The organism is Pedobacter sp. D749, assembly GCF_019317285.1.
Taxonomy (GTDB): Bacteria; Bacteroidota; Bacteroidia; order Sphingobacteriales; family Sphingobacteriaceae; genus Pedobacter.
On record NZ_CP079218.1, the window covers coordinates 596,687 to 616,307 of the forward strand.

General features: G+C 39.3%; 13 protein-coding genes. 7 read left to right on the forward strand and 6 right to left on the reverse strand.

Annotation, left to right across the window (positions count from 1 at the left end):
• The first annotated feature begins 348 nt into the window (after positions 1 to 348).
• The 6 genes from rhaT to KYH19_RS02440 all read left to right on the forward strand — a co-directional run bounded on the left by rhaT (position 349) and on the right by KYH19_RS02440 (position 11,372).
• Positions 349 to 1,443, forward strand: a complete 1,095-nt coding sequence (gene rhaT, locus KYH19_RS02415) for an L-rhamnose/proton symporter RhaT (RefSeq protein ID WP_219077429.1) — start codon at positions 349 to 351, stop codon at positions 1,441 to 1,443.
• Between the two features lie 28 nt (positions 1,444 to 1,471).
• Positions 1,472 to 3,592 (forward strand): bifunctional aldolase/short-chain dehydrogenase, encoded by a 2,121-nt coding sequence (locus KYH19_RS02420; RefSeq protein ID WP_219077430.1) that lies wholly within the window; start codon positions 1,472 to 1,474, stop codon positions 3,590 to 3,592.
• A 235-nt stretch (positions 3,593 to 3,827) separates the two neighbouring features.
• Positions 3,828 to 5,108: a sugar isomerase gene (locus tag KYH19_RS02425; protein ID WP_219077431.1), complete on the forward strand. Its 1,281-nt coding sequence runs from the start codon at positions 3,828 to 3,830 to the stop codon at positions 5,106 to 5,108.
• Between the two features lie 14 nt (positions 5,109 to 5,122).
• On the forward strand, positions 5,123 to 6,508 hold the full coding sequence (locus KYH19_RS02430; protein WP_219077432.1) for an FGGY-family carbohydrate kinase: 1,386 nt from the start codon (positions 5,123 to 5,125) through the stop codon (positions 6,506 to 6,508).
• 42 nt (positions 6,509 to 6,550) lie between these two features.
• Positions 6,551 to 7,582, forward strand: coding sequence for a GntR family transcriptional regulator (locus KYH19_RS02435; protein WP_219077433.1), 1,032 nt, complete (start codon positions 6,551 to 6,553; stop codon positions 7,580 to 7,582).
• A gap of 406 nt (positions 7,583 to 7,988) precedes the next feature.
• The gene (locus tag KYH19_RS02440) at positions 7,989 to 11,372 is read left to right on the forward strand and encodes a DEAD/DEAH box helicase (protein WP_219077434.1); all 3,384 of its coding nucleotides are present in this window, start codon (positions 7,989 to 7,991) and stop codon (positions 11,370 to 11,372) included.
• A gap of 158 nt (positions 11,373 to 11,530) precedes the next feature.
• Here KYH19_RS02440 and KYH19_RS02445 read toward each other — a convergent pair whose 3' ends face one another.
• Both KYH19_RS02445 and KYH19_RS02450 read right to left on the reverse strand, forming a co-directional pair.
• Positions 11,531 to 12,352 (reverse strand): SDR family oxidoreductase, encoded by an 822-nt coding sequence (locus KYH19_RS02445; RefSeq protein WP_219077435.1) that lies wholly within the window; start codon positions 12,350 to 12,352, stop codon positions 11,531 to 11,533.
• A gap of 126 nt (positions 12,353 to 12,478) precedes the next feature.
• Positions 12,479 to 13,060: a thymidine kinase gene (locus tag KYH19_RS02450; protein ID WP_132395000.1), complete on the reverse strand. Its 582-nt coding sequence runs from the start codon at positions 13,058 to 13,060 to the stop codon at positions 12,479 to 12,481.
• Between the two features lie 123 nt (positions 13,061 to 13,183).
• Between KYH19_RS02450 and KYH19_RS02455 the strand changes: the two genes are divergently transcribed.
• Positions 13,184 to 14,377, forward strand: coding sequence for a hypothetical protein (locus tag KYH19_RS02455; RefSeq protein ID WP_219077436.1), 1,194 nt, complete (start codon positions 13,184 to 13,186; stop codon positions 14,375 to 14,377).
• Between the two features lie 616 nt (positions 14,378 to 14,993).
• Here KYH19_RS02455 and rodA read toward each other — a convergent pair.
• From rodA to mreC, 4 genes are read right to left on the reverse strand one after another with little or no spacing between them, the layout of a single operon-like run.
• Positions 14,994 to 16,259 carry a rod shape-determining protein RodA gene (gene rodA, locus KYH19_RS02460; protein WP_132394998.1) on the reverse strand — a complete coding sequence of 422 codons (1,266 nt, stop codon included), beginning with the start codon at positions 16,257 to 16,259 and terminating at the stop codon, positions 14,994 to 14,996.
• Positions 16,256 to 18,262: a penicillin-binding protein 2 gene (mrdA, locus tag KYH19_RS02465; RefSeq protein WP_219077437.1), complete on the reverse strand. Its 2,007-nt coding sequence runs from the start codon at positions 18,260 to 18,262 to the stop codon at positions 16,256 to 16,258. Before mrdA ends, rodA begins: the two co-directional genes overlap by 4 nt.
• Positions 18,262 to 18,777, reverse strand: a complete 516-nt coding sequence (locus KYH19_RS02470; RefSeq protein WP_219077438.1) for a rod shape-determining protein MreD — start codon at positions 18,775 to 18,777, stop codon at positions 18,262 to 18,264. Before KYH19_RS02470 ends, mrdA begins: the two co-directional genes overlap by 1 nt.
• Entirely contained in the window at positions 18,770 to 19,609 is an 840-nt protein-coding gene (gene mreC / locus KYH19_RS02475; RefSeq protein WP_219077439.1) for a rod shape-determining protein MreC, read from the reverse strand. Before mreC ends, KYH19_RS02470 begins: the two co-directional genes overlap by 8 nt.
• Positions 19,610 to 19,621: the final 12 nt, after the last annotated feature.

The following is a 19,621-nucleotide window of genomic DNA, read 5'->3' on the forward strand; positions in this document are numbered from 1 at the left end:
AAAATTACCACCAGGAAATCTTAAGTGTTCTCAGGTGGCTTAGGTGGTCAAACAAAAAATGACGCTATATTTTTTTCCATGAGAAGCGTTGTCAACTTTCTAGCCTATTTGCTATTAAAGTTGACAACGCTAACTACACTTAAAGATCTTAATCCGTGCCAGACGGTGGTATTTGACACAACGCGAAAGGCTGGTATCTGTTTTTCTATACTATAACTCCCAACCTCCGTCTCCATACTTATCCAATTCCATCCTCCATTTTGCGTCTTACATTTCTCATCCATAACAGTGCATAACAGTTAAAATTACGGTATATTCTATTTTAGAGCAACCAAATATATTAATAGCATGCAAGCAATTTTAGGCGTAATATTTCATTTCTTCGGTGGCTTTGCCTCTGGAAGTTTTTATATTCCATACAAAAAAGTTAAAGGCTGGGCTTGGGAAAGTTACTGGATTGTTGGGGGAATCTTCTCCTGGTTAATCGTTCCGCCACTTGCCGCTTATTTAACCATCCCAAATTTTACGGCAATAATCACCAGTACCAACGGGAGCATTTTATGGCTAACCTATTTTTTTGGTGTGCTTTGGGGTATCGGCGGTTTAACCTATGGTTTAGGCGTTCGTTATCTGGGCGTATCATTAGGGAGTAGTATCATTTTAGGACTTTGTATGGTTTTGGGTTCAATCCTGCCATCTATTTACTTCGATTTTTTTCCGCAGGCCGGTAAAGATACTTTTACCATGTTTCTGCATACCGATTGGGGCCGTATGGTATTGCTTGGGCTTTTGGTTTGTGTTGTTGGGATTATCATCTGTGGTAAAGCAGGTATGATGAAAGAAAAGGAAATGAAATCCGGTATTACCGATCCGCATGGGATGGAGATAAAAACAGAATATAAATTCGGGCTCGGTTTATTCGTCGGGATTGTTTCGGGTGTTTTAAGCGCCTGTTTCAATTTTGGTATTGAAGCCGGAAAACCAATGGCTGATTCAGCGAATGCGATCTGGAAAGCAGCAAATCCTGCTGAAACCGGTAATTTTTTATTTCAGAATAACGTTACTTATGTAATTGTGCTTTGGGGCGGCCTAACCACCAACTTTATCTGGTGTATGGTATTAAATGCAAGGAATAAAACATTTGGAGATTATACCAATGCAAAAACGCCGTTGTTAAAAAACTATATTTTTTCTGCTCTGGCTGGTACCACCTGGTTCTTACAGTTCTTTTTCTATGGTATGGGCGAAAGTAAAATGGGCAATGGTGCCAGTTCATGGATTCTGCACATGGCCTTCATCATCCTTATCGCCAATTTATGGGGACTGGTATTAAAAGAGTGGAAAGGTGTATCAAGAAAAACATTGATTACAGTTTTGGCCGGTATTTTAACCATCATCATTTCGGTACTCATTGTGGGTTATGGTAATTCAATTAAAGGTTAATAAATAAAAATTTAAATAGAATATAAGAATGTCAATCGATACGAAAAGTTATAAGCACGTAAGCTATCTATGGGATGAAGAGGAAGCCGCAAAACTAGCTGGAGATGAAGTTGCCCTATTAATTTATCGCTCTAATTTATTAGGTGCAGACTTACGCTTAACCAATTATGGAGGTGGAAATACCTCGTGTAAAGTATTGGAAAAAGATCCCCTTACAGGTTTAGAAACCGAAGTAATGTGGGTAAAAGGTTCAGGCGGCGATTTAGGTACTTTAAAGAAAAGTGGCCTCGCAGCATTATATGTTGATCGTTTACGTAGCTTGAAAAATATTTATCGTGGGGTAGAACATGAGGATGAAATGGTTGAACTGTTTAACCACTGCATTTTCGATTTAAGTTCTAAAGCACCATCAATCGATACGCCTTTGCATGGTTTCCTGCCATTTGCGCATATCGATCACTTACACCCCGATGCGGCCATTGCTATCGCGGCGGCTAAAGACGGCAAAAAAATTACCGAAGAATTATTTGGCGGAACAATTGGCTGGGTGGAATGGAAAAAGCCAGGTTTTGAACTGGGTTTACAATTAAAACAGTGTTTAGATGAAAATCCGGGTATCCGTGGTATTATGTTGGGCTCGCATGGTTTATTTACCTGGGGAGATACCGCTTATGAAAGTTACCTGAATACTTTAGAAGTAATCGAAATCTGTTCTGAATACCTGAACCAGAACTATGGTAAAAAAGGTTCTGTTTTTGGCGGACAGAAAATAGAAGGTGCAGCTGCAGATCAGCGTAAAAAACAAGCTGCTGCTTTAGCCCCTGTTTTGCGTGGTTTATGTTCTTCTAAACAGCACATGATCGGTCATTTTACAGATGATAGCCGCGTTTTAGAATTTATCAATTCTAATGATCTTGATCGCCTTGCTCCAATGGGCACAAGTTGTCCTGATCACTTTTTAAGAACGAAGATCAGTCCGCTGGTTTTAACACTAGCCAGCGATGCTGATTTGACAGATGTTAAAGCACTAAAAGAAACATTGGAGCCTGCTTTTGAGGCTTATAGAGCAATGTATACTGCTTATTATGAAGCCTGTAAACATCCAAACAGTCCGGCTATCCGCGATACCAATCCAGTGGTTATTTTATATCCTGGAATCGGCATGTTTACCTTCTCTAAAGATAAACAGACCGCAAGGGTTGCTGCAGAATTCTATATTAATGCCATTAACGTAATGAAAGGTGCTGAGGCCGTTTCAGAATATACTTCGTTACCACACCAGGAAGCTTTTAATATCGAATACTGGTTGTTGGAAGAAGCGAAATTACAGCGTATGCCAAAACCGAAACCTTTAACAGGGAAAATTGCCCTGATTACAGGCAGTGCGGGTGGCATCGGTAAAGCAATTGCGAAGAAATTTGTTGCAGAAGGTGGTGTGGTAATCTTAAACGATATGAATGCCGGGCGTTTGGAAGAAGCAGGTAAAGAGTTTGCAAACCTTTATGGCAAGGATTCTTATAGCACTGCAATTCTGGATGTAACCAGCGAAAACGATATTAAACAAGCTTTCGATGCTGCTGCTTTGGCTTTTGGTGGGGTAGATATTATTGTTAACAATGCAGGTTTATCAATTTCTAAAACCATTGCTGATCACACCGAAAAAGATTGGGATTTATTATATAATGTTTTGGTAAAAGGTCAGTTCTTTATTACCCAGGCTGCAACAAATACGATGCAAAAGCAGAATATTGGTGGCGATATCATTAATATTGTAAGTAAGAACGCTCTGGTGAGTGGACCGAATAATGCCGGTTATGGCAGTGCAAAAGCGGCCCAATTACATTTGAGTAGGTTAAATGCTGCAGAATTGGGCGCCGATAATATCCGTGTAAATGTGGTTAACCCTGATGCTGTAATCAGCGATAGCAATATCTGGGCAGGCGGTTGGGCCGAAGGCCGTGCAAAAGCTTATGGAATTACCGTTGCAGAACTACCTGCTTATTACGCCAAACGTACCTTATTGAACCAAATCATATTACCGGATGATATTGCCAATGCCTGTTTCGCTTTTGTAGGTGGCTTGCTGCAAAAATCAACCGGAAATGTTTTAAATGTTGACGGCGGAGTAGCCATGGCATTTGTACGATAGTTTATCTTCGGTCTGTGTCCTCACAGACCGAAACGTATAATTGGATTAGTGGTCTGTGGGGACACAGACCACGGCGGTAGCAAAAAAATAAGTTTTTTAAGTTGTTTAACCGGTCTGTGCCTGGCTCAGACCGAAATGACTTTAATTTTTTATAATCGTCCTCGTTTGAAACGAGGATGAGCGAGAATGGCGATTGTATCGCCACAATGATTAACCTAATAAACCAAATATTCTCATGAATATCGAGCAGAACCAGATAGAAAAACATAACGACTCCCTTTTAACTTCGCATCAACGTAAACTTTCATTTCTAAAAGAAGATTGGTCTCACGTTGACTTAGAAAGCGTAATCCAGAAACTGGTCGATTTTCAAATTGCCATTCCGAGCTGGGCTTTAGGTACAGGTGGCACACGTTTTGGCCGTTTTGCAATTACTGGTGGTGAACCGCGTAATATTGAAGAAAAAATTGAAGATGTTGGCTTGCTTCATGCGCTAAATGGTGCAAGTGGTGCAATTTCGCTTCACATTCCCTGGGATATCCCTCAAAATGCAGAAGCGTTAAAAACTTTGGCATCTGGCTACGGTTTAAAATTCGACGCTATGAATTCAAATACCTTTCAAGATCAGAAAGGTGCTGCACATAGCTATAAATTTGGTTCGTTACAGAATGTAAATAAAGACATCCGCAAACAAGCGATTGAGCATAATATAGAAGTAATCAAACATGGTATCGCATTAGGATCTGATGCATTAACCGTTTGGCTAGCCGATGGTTCTTGTTTCCCTGGTCAGCTCAATTTCCGTAAAGCTTTCGAAAATACCTTAGAAAGCCTTCAGGAGATCTATTCAGCACTGCCGGAAAATTGGAAAATGTTTGTGGAGTACAAAGCCTTCGAACCTAACTTTTACTCGACTACGGTTGGCGACTGGGGACAATCACTTTTATATGCTAGTAAACTGGGTAAAAAGGCATATACTTTGGTCGATTTAGGTCACCATTTGCCTAATGCAAACATTGAACAGATTGTTGCTTTATTGTTAATGGAAGGAAAATTGGGTGGTTTCCACTTCAACGATTCTAAATACGGAGATGATGATTTAACTGCCGGAAGCATTAAACCTTATCAATTGTTCTTAATTTTTAACGAACTGGTAGAGGGAATGGATGCAAAAGGTATGAACCATGCAAAAGATTTAGGATGGATGATCGATGCTTCTCATAATGTGAAAGATCCATTAGAGGATTTATTACAGTCAGTAGAAGCCATTATGATCGCCTATGCGCAAGCTTTATTGGTTGATCGAAAAGCATTAAACGAAGCACAGAACAATAACGACGTGGCAAAAGCACAGGAAATTTTGCAAAATACTTTCCGGAGCGATTTAAGGGCTTTAGTAGCCGAGGCGAGATTGAGAGCTGGAGCGGCCTTATCGCCAATCGAATTATACCGGGGTTTAGAGGTTAGAAATAAGTTAGTTGATCACCGCGGAAATACTGTTGCCACAGGTTTGTAAATAGAGAAATAGAAATGCCTAAACCTGTTATTGCCATATTTGATGTCGGGAAAACAAATAAAAAACTGTTTCTGATAGACGAAAATTACAGTATTGTTTACGAACGGTCTGCACGTTTTGTAGAAACAGTTGATGAAGATGGCGAACCATGCGAAAATCTGGAAAGTCTGCGTTTATCCGTTTACGATTCCCTGCATCAGGTTTTGCAGTTAAAAGAGTTTGATGTTAAGGCCATAAACTTTTCTACTTATGGTGCCAGTTTTGTTTATCTCGATGAAAATGGCAATCCACTAACACCACTTTATAACTATTTAAAGGAATATCCCGAGGAGCTTAAAAAGGCCTTTTATTCAAAATATGGAGGCGAGGAGAAGATCTCCTTAGAAACAGCTTCACCAATTTTAGGTAGCTTAAATTCGGGGATGCAATTGTACCGCCTAAAGCACGAAAAACCCGAAATATTTAAAAAGGTAAAATGGGCTTTACACCTGCCTCAATATTTAAGCTATTTGATCACAGGTAAGGCAGTGGCCGATATCACCAGTATTGGTTGCCATACCCAGCTTTGGGATTTCAATAAAAACAAATACCACGATTGGGTATCTGAAGAAAAAATAGGGGAGAAATTTGGCGAATTCACTGCGGCAGATTCGAGTTTAACAACCAATTTTGAAGGAAATGCAATACAAGTAGGTGTTGGCTTGCACGATAGTTCTGCAGCATTGATTCCTTACCTGGCCAATTTTAATACGCCATTTGTACTCATCTCAACCGGAACATGGTGCATTAGTTTAAATCCTTTTAACCAGGAGCCATTAACAGCTGAAGAACTTAAACAAGATTGCCTGTGTTATATGCACTTTAAAGGTAAGGCAATTAAGGCTTCGCGGATTTTTGCGGGCTACGAGCATGAAGTACAACTTAAGCGGATTGCAGAACATTTCGATCGTGCGGCTTATCTGTTTAAACATTTGAAGTTTAACCCTGCAATGATTTTAAAACTGGCCAATAAAATACCCGAAAACCAACAGGAACAACAGGGTTTTTCAGCAAGTTCAGCTTTTCCTGATCGCGATTTGAACCTCTTTCAAACGGCAGAAGAAGCCTATCATCAACTGATTTTTGACCTGATCAAACAGCAGATTTATTCGTTGAAACTGATCTTAAATGCAGGAGTAAAAAGAATTTTTGTAGATGGTGGTTTCGGTAAAAATGCAATTTATATGCATCTGTTAGCGATTTCTATTCCAGATATAGAGGTTTATGCTTCTTCAGTTTCGCAAGCTACGGCAATAGGTACAGCTTTGGCAATAAATGATGCCTGGAACGAAAACCCAGCACCAACGGATATGATCCAGCTAAAATACTATTCTGCCATACAACGAACCATAGATTTTTAGGGATTTCCGTATATTAGAATTTCATACATCAATATTGTCAATTTGAAACCAGAAGATTTAATCCCCTATCTTAACGTCGACGAATATTCGTCGACGCCAAAATACAAGCAGCTAACCAATGCCATTTTGGCGGCTATTGAAAGTGGTAAACTTCTGAAAAATAGTTTGTTGCCTTCTATAAATGAACTGAGTTTCAGTCTGGAGATGTCGAGAGATACTGCAGAAAAAGGTTACCGTAATCTCCGGAAATTAGGGGTGGTTGATTCTGTACCAGGCAAGGGTTATTTTATTATCAATACCGATTTTTCACGGAAACTGAAGGTTTGTTTGCTTTTTAATAAACTCAGTACACACAAAAAGATCATTTACGATTCCTTCACTAAAACCTTGGGAGAACGCGCTGCGATTGATTTTTATATCTACAACAACGATTTTGCACTCTTTAAAAAAATGATTGTGGCCAAGCGCGACGATTATTCGCACTTTGTAATTATCCCACATTTTTTAGAAGGAGGCGAAAATGCACACGAAATTATCAATACCATTCCTAAAGAAAAACTGGTTATCCTTGATAAATTACTACCGGGGGTGACGGGTGATTATGCTGCGGCTTATGAAAACTTTGCACAGGATATTTATGCAGCTTTAGAGCAGGCTTTAGAACGCCTTTCACATTACCGCACCCTGAAAATCATTTTTCCAAAAAACAGTTATTTCCCTCATGAAATACTAACAGGTTTTTATAGGTTCTGTCAGCAATATGCTTTTGATCATAAGGTAATCCATAATATCAAAGACGAAGAAATTAATCGAGGTGAAGTGTACATTAACCTGATGGAAGATGATCTGGTGATACTGATTGAACGCTTAATTGCCCAGAAACTTAAAATTGGTAAGGATGTTGGCGTAATTTCTTATAACGAAACACCGTTAAAAAAGATTATTCTGGATGGGATTACCACCATTTCAACTGATTTTAGCAAACTAGGTATACAGGCTGCTGAATTTATCCTTAATGGAAAAACAGAAAAGATAGCAGTACCTTTTTATTTGAACTTGCGTAAATCGCTGTAGTCTAATAGGGTCGTCTTCTCGACTGAAGCGTAGCGAAATGGAGAGATCTATCTAGACAGATTTGGCTTCGCTGAGCCTTCGGGTTCTCGACTGCGTTGTACTCCGATACATTCTACAAATCTAAATAAAAAGGGTCGTCATTGCGAGGCACGAAGCAATCTTAATGCACATAGCTATTAGCGATCGTTGTAAGATTGCTTCGTCGGCTGAAAAAGCCTTCTCGCAATGACGACTTCTCGCATCCTATTATTTCGCTAAAATCCCATTGTCATTTATATTGGTTTTTATGAATAAACTTTTCCTCGAAATAACAATGCTTTTGATTAATTGTGCATAAAAACCCAAAAAGTCATTTTAGCTAAAACTTATTAATGATTACTTTTATCACTTAGCTATTCTAGTTTAAATGAGTGATCAGGTAACCGCGCATCCAGTATCAGAACAAAATCCTTACGATTACATCTTAAAAGATTTTAACCTGAAAGATCTGAGTCAGATTGTTATCCTTAAACATTTAAGCGGACTCATTCATACAGATGTTAAAGGTTTTTATCAGTTATTTCCAGAGCAGATTGAAATCGATTTTGCAGCTTTTAGCGATGAAGCTTCTGGATTATCTTTTCCAATTGTTCAGGTTCAGCAGCACCCCAACTCCGTAAAACTTTCTTGTCGTTGCACTACACCGAAGCATAAATTGTGTGAGCACCAGGCAAGGGTTTTATACAATATCCTGCAACGGCAGGATTTGCTTATTTTTTTCGACAGTAATCTGCGGAAACAAAAGCTTGCCAAAATTGCGATCGATTATGGATTGGAAAAAGAAGAGAATCTTGATCTTCTTTTTAATCTCCGCTACGAAAACGACCAGGTAGCTATCCACCCAAAAATGGACGCCCTCCAGCCATTCAATAAAGAAGTCCAGCAAAATTTACAGGAACTTTTACTTCCGGCTAAAGCCAAAATAAAAGTACAGGCTAAAAACGACCCAGGTAAAATGATCCTGGTTTTTGGGCAACACCGCTATTACAACAATTTAACGATCGAATTATTTGAAGCCGAAACCACTAAAAGTGGCAAGGTTAAAAATCCTATAAAAGGAATTAATCCGGCTGATTTGCTCTTTAAAACAAATGATAACGATCAGGTGAAATTTTATAGCGGTATTACTACTTTTCAGCAGAATTACAATAATGATCAAAGCGAGGTAGAGATTGAAGCCTTAAAAGCGATCGTTAAAAATCCTCAACAGATTCCTTTTTACCTGCAGGATAGTAAACAGTCTGGGGCTATTCAAGCGTCGACCATTACGGCGGTTGATGCACATTTATTGGAGGTAGATCTGCATCTTTCGGTAAACCAGCGTGATGATTATTATGAAATTACAGGTCGATTGATCATCGAAGGCAAATCATACGAACTGGAGAACCTGGTATTAGTACACCAGTATTTTGTTAAACTTAACAATCAGCTTTATCTAATTGGCAGGCTGGATTTTCTACGCGTAATTGGTTTTTTCAAAAAGCAAAGCAACAGGTTAATCCTGCATAAAACCAAATATCCGGAGTTTCAAAAAGTTATTCTGGTGCCTTTAGAAGGAAGTATCCATGTCGATTATTCTTATTTGAAACCGGCAACCAAAGGCCAGATCGAAGAAAAAGGTTTCGATCTCGAAAATGAACAGTTGATCTATCTTTCAGAATCAGAAGATTATATCCTCCTTACACCGGTAATGCGTTATGGGAGCATGGAAATACCTGTGCTGTCTAAAAAGAAAATCCAGGCGCAGGATAAATTGGGCAATCTCTTTACCTTACATCGTGACGAAGATGCCGAATTACAGTTTATCGGGAATGTTTTGAAACAACACCCTTATTTCTATGATCAGGAAACCAACGATTCTTTTTATTTGCACCGTAAAAGGTTTCTGGAAGAAGCCTGGTTCCTTGATGCTTTTGAGGTATGGCGAAATAAAGGCATCCATATTTTAGGATTTAACCAGCTCAAAAACAATAAACTGAGTGAATTTCAGGCGAAAATTAATATCGAGGTATTGAGTGGGACAGATTGGTTTGAAACCAAAGTGAAAGTGAAGTTTGGCAAACATCAGGTTGCATTGAAACATTTACATAAATCGATCAGAAACAAAAGTAAGTTTGTTACGCTTGATGATGGGACTCAGGGCATACTTCCACATGAATGGATCGAAAAATTTGCTGCTTATTTTAATGCAGGTGAAGTAACTGATGATGCCATTCTTACACCAAAAATTAAATTTGCTTCTATCAACGAGCTTTATGAAGATGCCTTATTGGATGGTGATGTAAAGAACGAATTGAAACTTTACAAGAAGAAATTTGAAGGAAGCAACTCAATTCAGGAGGTAGAGGTGCCAAAAGGTTTAACCGCAACTTTACGGCACTACCAGAAAGACGGTTTAAACTGGCTCAACTTTTTAGATGATTTTAACTTTGGTTCTTGTTTAGCCGATGACATGGGATTGGGTAAAACCATTCAGGTTCTGGCTTTCATTTTATCACAGCGTGAAAAAGTAAAACACAATACAAATCTGGTGGTGGTTCCGGCTTCGTTAATATTTAACTGGAAGGCCGAAGTAGAGAAGTTTACTCCATCTATAAAAGTAAAAACCATTTATGCTGGCGAACGGACCAAAACAACTGATACTTTCGACGATTTTGAAATCATTTTAACCTCTTACGGGACGCTGCTTTCTGATATCCGTTTCTTAAAAGATTATCGCTTTAATTATATCTTTTTAGATGAATCGCAGTTGATCAAAAACCCGGAATCGCAACGTTATAAAGCAGTTCGGATGCTGCAGTCGCGAAATAAGGTAACCATGACAGGAACGCCGATAGAGAACAATACCTTTGATTTATATGGGCAGCTGTCATTCGCTTGTCCGGGTTTATTTGGCAGTAAACAGCAGTTTGCCGATTTATATTCAACCCCAATCGATCAGTTTAAAGATAGTAGAAGGGCAGAAGAGCTTCAGAAAAAAATACGTCCGTTTATTCTCCGCAGGACCAAAGAACAGGTGGCGAAAGAACTTCCCGATAAAACAGAAATAGTGCTGTATTGTGAAATGGGAGCCGAGCAGCGCGAAGTTTACGAAGCGAACAAAAAAGAAATTCAGGATTTTATTCTGGGCAAACAGGAGGATGAGCTGCCTAAAAGTTCGATGCACGTACTGAAAAGTATTACTACCTTAAGGCAGATCTGCAATTCGGCTGCCTTACTGGCTGATGGAAAATCGTATTTGCAGGCTTCATCAAAAATTGAGGTGTTAATGGAGCAGATCGGGAGTAAGGCCGGCAAGCATAAAATTCTTGTTTTTTCTCAGTTTGTTACCATGCTCGATCTGATTAAAAAGCAATTGGAAAGCAAGGGGATCAGGTATGAATATCTCACCGGACAAACACGGAAAAGGGCTGAAGCGGTTGCCTCATTTCAGGAGAATGCCGACATCCCGGTTTTTCTGATCAGTTTAAAAGCTGGCGGAACGGGATTGAACCTCACTGAAGCCGATTATGTTTATCTGGTTGACCCATGGTGGAACCCCGCAGTGGAGAACCAGGCAATTGACCGCGCTTACCGGATTGGCCAGCATAAAAATGTGATGGCCGTCCGTTTAATCTGCCCTGACACGATTGAAGAAAAAATCATGAAGCTTCAGGCGACGAAAAAAGATCTGGTTAAAGATCTGATCCAGACTGAAGGTAGTTTGTTTAAGAATTTAACCAAGAAAGAGTTGTTGGGATTGTTGAGTTAGTCTAATCTTGTCATTGCGAGGCACGAAGATAACCGAACAAAGCGAGCTCATGAATGCCTTTAAAAACAACTGCACAGATGAATAATCTTAATGCGATCGCTTAACCCATAGTAGTAAGATTGCTTCGTCGTTCCTCCTCGCAATGACGAAGCAATAAATTAAATCCCTACCTCAAACGTATAACCCAAAAATTCAGGTACATTAATGCTCTCTACAATTTTCCAATCCTTCTTTTCTGTAATAAAATTGGGTTCAGCAAGGCCTGTTGATTTAGCTGCATTAATGTAAAAGTCCATTTTTGCAGGGTGGTCTGGTGAGCAGGCATTATAGGTTCTGCCGAATGCCTGTTTTTCCAAAAGTTTTACTGCAAGGCCTATCGCATCTGTTTGATGAATCAGGTTTACTGGGGCTAAACCATTCGGCACATTACTTTTTCCGGCAAAAAATCTGCCAGGGTTACGATCAGGACCAATTAAGCCTGCAAAGCGGATCACGGTGTAGTCTTCTGGAAAAAGTTCCTTAAATCGTATTTCAGCAGCTAGCACAACTTTTCCCGAATCTGTATCTGGATCTGTTTCGCTAGTTTCATTTACTGTTTTGTTTTCATCAGCATAAACACTGGTCGAACTGATCAACACCACGTGTTTTGATTTATCTTTTGCGGCTGCTAAAATTGAGTTAACCTTTTGAGGATAATCAAGAAGTTCAGTCGAACTGCGCTTTGGTGGAATGCAGATAAACAATACATCTGCATCAAAAAAATCAGGATCTGCTGTGATCTGATCAGTCGTAAAATTGATCAGAAACGGCTGAATACCTTCCGCTGAAAGTTTTGATAACTTTTCTGGAGTTGTGGTAGAGCCTTTAACCTGATAAGACAATTGAATCAATTTTCGGGCGAATGCCAGACCAAACCAGCCGCAACCTAAAATAGATATGGTTTTAACACTGTTTTTATATGTTTTATTATCTTGAATCATTTGTGCTAAGATAAACAGTTGGCTTTATAATTTGCTGTGATTCATGTCAATTCTGATTTTGATACATGCTTTGCATATAAACAATATCAAAAAATATTAGCTTTTATAAAGATTAATCAATAATGGCTATCCCTTGTCCAGATTGTAACAGGCCCTGCAACGTGGCTCGTAACTTTCCTTTTCGCCTAATAAAACCGTAGCTTCATCGGCAACTGTTCGGTAACTGAATAGGGCAGGGTTACCACAACAAACACAAACTGCATTTACTTTGGTAACATGCTCTGCAATGGCCATTAAGGCAGGCATTGGTCCAAAAGGTTTACCTGTAAAATCCATATCGAGGCCGGCAACAATAACGCGTATTCCCCTAAGGGCTAGTTTATTGCAAACATCAGGTAGTTCATTGTCAAAAAACTGAGCCTCATCTATACCCACCACCTGTGTGTTGGTGCCCAGTAGTAAAATGGCCGAAGCGCTATCAACAGGGGTAGAGTTTATTGAATTTAAATCGTGCGAAACTACGGCAGTTTCATGGTAGCGGGTATCGGTGCGGGGTTTAAAAATTTCGACATTCAGTTTAGCAATCTGGGCTCTTTTTAACCTGCGGATCAGTTCTTCCGTTTTACCGGAAAACATAGAGCCACATACTACTTCTATACTTCCCGAAAATTCGCCCCTTCTTCTAAAATTTTGTTCGCTAAATAACATGCCTGTTTTTTTATTCCCCTATATCCGTTCTATAATTTTTAAACCGAACAAATATGAGAATTATGTGTTATTTTTGAACACATAGTTACCAACATAAATCGACTAAAATTTCGTTTTAATTTTATGATGAACCAACAGGATATTTTTAGAAAGATCGGCAGCATTTTAGCAGAATTAAATGAGCAATACCAATTTTTAGCTCAAAATCCTCAACAATTAAATGATTTGGAGCTGGAGCTTTTTCTCGCTAATGCCAATTTCCTTTCTGATCATGTTAATATCGTCAAAAAATTGAATGCTACATCAGAACATAAGCCAGCTGAAGCCGGAAACCATACGTTATTAGCCGAACAGAATACCATTATACTGCCAGAAGCTGAAAAAAATTATGCAGCAGATGATGAGTGTTTCGATCCGCAGGAACTGGAAGAAGTAGTAACAGCCGAGGAAGAGGAAGAACGTGTGGATGTAAAGCCTGAACAGGAGCTACTGGACGATGAAAGGATTGAAGAAGAAAAAGCTACTTCGATTTTGGATAAAGATTTCTTTAAACCCGACCAGGACGACCATACTTTTGAGTTTGTACTGGGTACACATGATGAAAATGATCAGTTCGATTATGAAGCAAAATCTGTCGAAGAAATTTTCGATCGTCCGTTAAGTACAGAAGAAGCAGAGATTTTAGCACGTAAAAAAATAATTCATGAGAAGGAAGAAGCTTCAGCTCTTCAGGAGGAACCTCTGCCAACTGAAGAAGATGAAATTGGTCCGGAGCCTTTTTTAATTCCACATGAAGAAGAATCGCCTGAAATAATTGCGGATGAAGCGCCTGTTATGGCTACTTATGTAGAAGAGCCTATGCCAGTAGCTGCTGCTAATGAGCCTATTGAGGCACTGAAGGATATGAAACTGGATGAGCCAATTATTTCACCGCCCGTTGAGCAGGAGCGTCCATTATTTACCCCTGAAGCAGTTCCTGTAAAACCAGCTCCACAACCCGAAGCAGCTAAGCCTGCTCCAAGTTTAAACGACTTATTGGCCAAAACAAACAGCCAGAATAATGAGCCTGTTAAAGCACCTATCGCCGATTTAAAACAGGCGATTAGTTTAAATGAAAAGTTACTTTTTGTCAAAGATCTTTTTAATGGATATAATCTGGCCTATTCGGAAGTAATTGATATCATTAATAAGATGAACAGCTTCGAAGCCGCAGATAGTTACCTGCAGCACAATTATGCAGCGAAAAATAACTGGGCCAATAAACAAGCCACTGTTGATCAGTTTTATGAGCTGCTTAATAGGAGGTTTAGTAAGTAGGTCGGGGGGCGATAAGTGTTTGGGATAGCGTAATATTACGTTCCTTATATCACTAATTTGGTCGTCATACTGAACTTAGTTTCAGGATCTATTATGCATCGCCTTCGTTTATAATGAGGATGCATGAGATTGGCATTCGTAATGTCGTAACAAAATCTATTCAGAATCACTCATTCAGATTCTGAAATAAATTCAGGATGACGTTACGCGAGGGCATCGTCTTTGTTTCTAATGCTGATAAGAACAAAAACAATTTTGTTTTTTTGATTAGGAAATGAAAGTTTAGTGTTTCACGGCTGCTGTAGCCCCGCCATCATTTCAATCTTTTTGCGAAAGGTGCTGCCCAATATGAATATGGCTGCTCCAAAAAGTATTTTCATTTTTGTCGGGTTTATTAACCCAGAATAGTAGCACAGAATTGCCCACCTAAACCCGATAAAAGCGAACACGCAGTAAAGCGTTTAGCGGGAACAGGCAATAATTTGAATACAGGTTTTGCTTTCCAAAAAATATCAATATCTCCTATTTTGATGATGTGAGGCAAAAATCCTTAAATAACCTCACGGATAACATTCCAGGTATTGACTCCGGACTAAAGACTTCGAACCCCCGACTCTTAAATAAATCCCATCCGGTTAGAATCGAGCTTTAAAAAGATAAACACCAGGATCGTAAAGCTCCATAATGACGAACCACCATAGCTAATAAATGGTAGCGGAATCCCGATTACCGGAATAATACCAATGGTCATCCCGATATTGATGAATACGTGGAAAAAGAGGATGCAGGCCACACTGTAGCCATAAACCCTCGAGAAGGTAGACCGCTGCCTTTCTGCCAGATTGATCAATCTCAATAATAAAAACATATACAAGCCGATTACAACTGAACAACCTACAAAGCCCCATTCTTCGCCAATAGTAGAAAATATAAAGTCGGTACTTTGAGCGGGTACATAACCATATTTTGTTTGGGTACCCTGTAAAAACCCGCGACCGGTTGCCTGGCCTGAACCAATGGCAATCTGCGATTGGATTACATTATAACCCGCGCCCTTATTATCGGCTTTAAGGCCTAACATCAACTCAATACGGCTACGCTGATGTGGTGCCAAAACTTTTTCGTAGGCAATTTTAACCACAAATAAATAAGCAATGGCGATAATGGTTACCAGTACGGTAGAAATAATGATTTTCTGTTTTCGCCTGTTATTGTATATGAAAAGTCCGCCAATAGTAGTTAGGATAAGAATCAGGATGTAAGTTGGTACCAGAAAATCGGCAACAAACAGTACAATCATCCCCAAGAAAATCAACAGGAAATAGCCGGATAAGCCCTCCCGGTATAAAGGGAACATAAAGGCCAGGAAAACCAGTGCAGAACCCGTATCGGGTTGCAGCATGATCAATAAAAGTGGTGCTACTACAATCAATCCGGCAATTACAATTGATTTAATATCCCTGAATTTTGGATTGAAAGTGCTCACATACCTGGCTAAAAGTAAGGCTGTACCAAATTTGGCAAACTCTGAAGGCTGTAGCCTGAATGATCCTATGGGTATCCAGGCCTGGTTTCCACCTACATTCCTTCCTACAAAGAGCACCACAACCAGCAGAAAAAGGGTAGCGCCGTAAATAAAGGGTGCAAATACGTTAAATAGCCTCCCGTCGAACAATAAAATCGATAAACCCAATATCAGCCCGGTAATTGCATAAATTAACTGTTTTCCGTAACTGCTTGCAAAATCGAAAGTGGTTGCACCTTCGTGATGTGGAATGGAGGCATAAACATTGATAAACCCAATGGCGCATAAAGCAATGTAGATTAAAACAGTAATCCAATCTACATTAAAAAAGAAACGATTTCCCTGTTGCTGGATCATTTTTTTACAGGTTTATGATTTACAATGGGTTGATTTACTGTCGGCTTGTTAGCAACAGTTTGTTTTAATATTGATGGTTTTATTTTTAAACTGTCTTTAACCCTTTTCAGCGAATCTGCCTTCTTTAATTTTAAACTATCTAGTTTAGTCGGTTTAACTTTTTTTGTCTTATCGATTAATGCAGGTAAAAGATTGGTTTCAGAGAATGCTTTTACAGTATAGCCATTCGAACGTGGCTTAATACTGTCAGTCAGATATTTTTCAACCATAAAACTCGAGATTGGTGCAGCATAAGATCCACCAAAACCACCATTTTCTACAATCACCGCAATAGCAATTTTAGGATTATCCATTGGTGCAAAACCGATAAAAACCGAGTGGTTTTTACCATGTGGGTTTTGTACGGTTCCGGTTTTACCACACATCACAATATTGGGGATCTGAGATTCTTTTGCTGTTCCCCACGGACTGTTTACCGCATCCCGCATCCCATTAATTACAATCGGGAAATATTTCTCATCCACACCCACATAATTTTTAACCACGTATTCTTTTTTCACTACATTTTTATCGCCGATACCTTTAATTAAGTGAGGCTTTAAGTAATAGCCACGGTTGGCAATTGCCGCCATTACGTTTGCCATTTGCAATGGGGTAGACGTAATTTCACCCTGACCAATGGCCTGCGAAATTACGGTGGTGTAACCCCAGCGTTTGCCATAAATTTTATCATAATGATCAGCCTGATAAAATATCCCCTTTTTTTCGAAAGGCATGTCGATACCCAGTTTCTGGCCAAAACCCCATTTTGCAATCTGTTCGTGCCATTGTGTGTAGGTTTGACGCTGGTTTTTCATGCCATTTTTGGTGATGATGTTTTGAAAAACATGGCAAAAATAGGTGTTGCAGGAACGGGCAATGCCCCTTTGCATATTAATGGTTCCGTCTACGTGCTCGCACTTTACTTTGTGATTTCCGGCCATGTAATAACCCGGACAGAAAAAGGTCGTATTTGGATCGATTGCGCCATCTTGCAATGCCACCAGGGCATCAACCGGTTTAAACGATGATCCAGGTGAATATTGCCCTGCAATAGGTCTTACAATCTGCGGACGGTAAGGGTTTGCAATCAAACTCATGTAGTTTTTACCCCAATCTTTACCAACCAATTGGTTAGGATCGTATCCCGGGCTACTTACAAAAGCCAGAATTTCTCCGGTTGAAGGTTCGATGGCAACAATTGCCCCTACCTTATTTTTCATCAGTTCTTCGCCAAGACGCTGGATTCTGATATCTAAAGAAGAAATTAAACGATCTCCCGATACGGCATTTATATCATATTTTCCATTGGCATAACTGCCTTGGGCAATGTTTTTGGCATCGTATAATGTATTGATCACTCCCTTTTCGCCCCTTAAAAAATCTTCATAAGAACGCTCTAAACCACTTTTACCGATAAAATCGCCTGGTTTATAATACCCTTCCGATTTTTCAATGTCATCAGGACTTACTTCTTTTACATAACCAAACAGCTGCCCTGCAATACTGTCGGGGTAATGCCTGATCGTTCTATCCTGGGTTCTGAAACCCGGAAAACGGTACATGATCTCCTGCAGGCGTGCATAACTCTGCACTGAGATCTGTCTTTCGAAAAATGTAGCCTGATAAGAAGATTGTGCCCTGGCTTTTTTTAGTTTTTTACGTACATCATCAATGGTGATTTCAAGGGCATTGGCCATTGCCAAAGTATCGAAGGGCTTAACTTCGTTTGGGGTAACCATTAAATCGTAAACGGGTTCGTTCTGCACAATTACTTTCATGTTCCGGTCGAGGATAGCACCACGGGCCGGGTATTTGTAAATTTTACGCAATACGTTACTTTCGGCGGAGCTGAAGGCCTTATCACTAATAATCTGGATATAAAATAACTTCCCTAATAAAATCAGGGCGATTACAATAAATAATCCTTGAACGATATATTTTCGGTTAAATAACTGATCCATTAGCGCGGTGTTCTTCTATAGAATATAAACTCTACCAATAAAATAAGAAGCAGTGTAAAGATACAACTTAAGCCGCATCTCATTAAGGTATAACCAATTTCGGTTAGCCTAAATGTTTCTAAAAAGAACAGCACCAGGTGGTGTGCAATAACGCAAAGGAAAGCATAAAGAGAAAACCACTGGAAACCCATATAACTTAACGATGGTTCCGGATCGTCGATAGCGTCGCGGTTTAAACTTATAGAGATAAAAGAAATCCTTACAAAAGCCAGAACAACACAAGCTGTGGCATGCACGCCCATGGTATCATAAAAAGCATCAAGCGTTAATCCTGTGATAAAAGCCAGTAAATACAACAATATATTTGGGATCCCGAATGGAAGCAAGAGTAGAAACAGCACATAGATAAATGGCGTGGAAAGGTCGTAAAATCCCATATTCTTGAGCAAAAATATCTGCACAAAAAGTAGTAAAAACCACCTGATCACATTTACAATTATGATTCTACTATTCATTCGGTTTAGCGATGCTTTCTAAAGCTTTTTGCTCATCAGCACTTTTATCTTTAACTACATATACATATTGCAATGTGCTAAAGTCAGTAAATAAATTTAATTCTGCAGATAAGAAATTATCATTCGTGGCTACATTTGCCTTGCTGATCCTACCGACCAAAATCCCTTTTGGAAATGATGCAAAACCCGAAGTCACTACCGTATCGCCAACATACATTTTAATGTGGTTGGGGACCTCTTTCACAAATGCCTTTTTAATATCGAAATTTCCGTCGCCCCAAACCAATGAGCCAAGCGCATTATTCTTTTTCAAGGTCACACTAATTTTGGTGTCTTTATGTAATAATGACTGGATGGTGGCTAAATGTGCAGAAACATCACGGATAAAACCGACTACTCCGCGTTGAGGCGCAATAACCGCCATACCACTTTTAATCCCGTCAACTGTACCTTTATTAATGGTCATGATGTTATTGCGCAAAGTGATCGAATTTTTAATCACCTTGGCTGCCAGATAAGTGTATTGTTGATTGGTAACCGTATCTACCACTTTAACATCTTTGGCTGTATCTACAGTAGTTAAGCTTAATAGCTTACTTTTAAGCTTTGCATTTTCGGCTGCAAGGCTATCGTTAACCACACCCAGATTTAGATATCGTTTAAAAATATTTAACCTTTCGTAAGCGGTTCCAACTACCTCATTGCTTGAGTTTAAGGTTACACTCCGCTGATAGGAATTGTTCTTCACCGTCAGATAGATGCCAACGATAAAAAAAATGATAAATAAGAAAAATGCGTTGTATCTGCTGATGAAAATCCAAAGGTTACGCATATTTTTAGGTAA

Bases quoted from the DNA above. Each gene is read 5' to 3' on its own strand.
- mreC (WP_219077439.1), bottom strand. From the start codon at position 19,609: ATGCGTAACCTTTGGATTTTCATCAGCAGATACAACGCATTTTTCTTA.
- mrdA (WP_219077437.1), bottom strand. From the start codon at position 18,262: ATGGATCAGTTATTTAACCGAAAATATATCGTTCAAGGATTATTTATT.
- rodA (WP_132394998.1), bottom strand. From the start codon at position 16,259: ATGATCCAGCAACAGGGAAATCGTTTCTTTTTTAATGTAGATTGGATT.
- KYH19_RS02450 (WP_132395000.1), bottom strand. From the start codon at position 13,060: ATGTTATTTAGCGAACAAAATTTTAGAAGAAGGGGCGAATTTTCGGGA.
- KYH19_RS02445 (WP_219077435.1), bottom strand. From the start codon at position 12,352: ATGATTCAAGATAATAAAACATATAAAAACAGTGTTAAAACCATATCT.
- KYH19_RS02440 (WP_219077434.1), top strand. From the start codon at position 7,989: ATGAGTGATCAGGTAACCGCGCATCCAGTATCAGAACAAAATCCTTAC.
- KYH19_RS02430 (WP_219077432.1), top strand. From the start codon at position 5,123: ATGCCTAAACCTGTTATTGCCATATTTGATGTCGGGAAAACAAATAAA.
- KYH19_RS02470 (WP_219077438.1), bottom strand. From the start codon at position 18,777: ATGAATAGTAGAATCATAATTGTAAATGTGATCAGGTGGTTTTTACTA.
- KYH19_RS02420 (WP_219077430.1), top strand. From the start codon at position 1,472: ATGTCAATCGATACGAAAAGTTATAAGCACGTAAGCTATCTATGGGAT.
- KYH19_RS02455 (WP_219077436.1), top strand. From the start codon at position 13,184: ATGATGAACCAACAGGATATTTTTAGAAAGATCGGCAGCATTTTAGCA.
- rhaT (WP_219077429.1), top strand. From the start codon at position 349: ATGCAAGCAATTTTAGGCGTAATATTTCATTTCTTCGGTGGCTTTGCC.
- KYH19_RS02425 (WP_219077431.1), top strand. From the start codon at position 3,828: ATGAATATCGAGCAGAACCAGATAGAAAAACATAACGACTCCCTTTTA.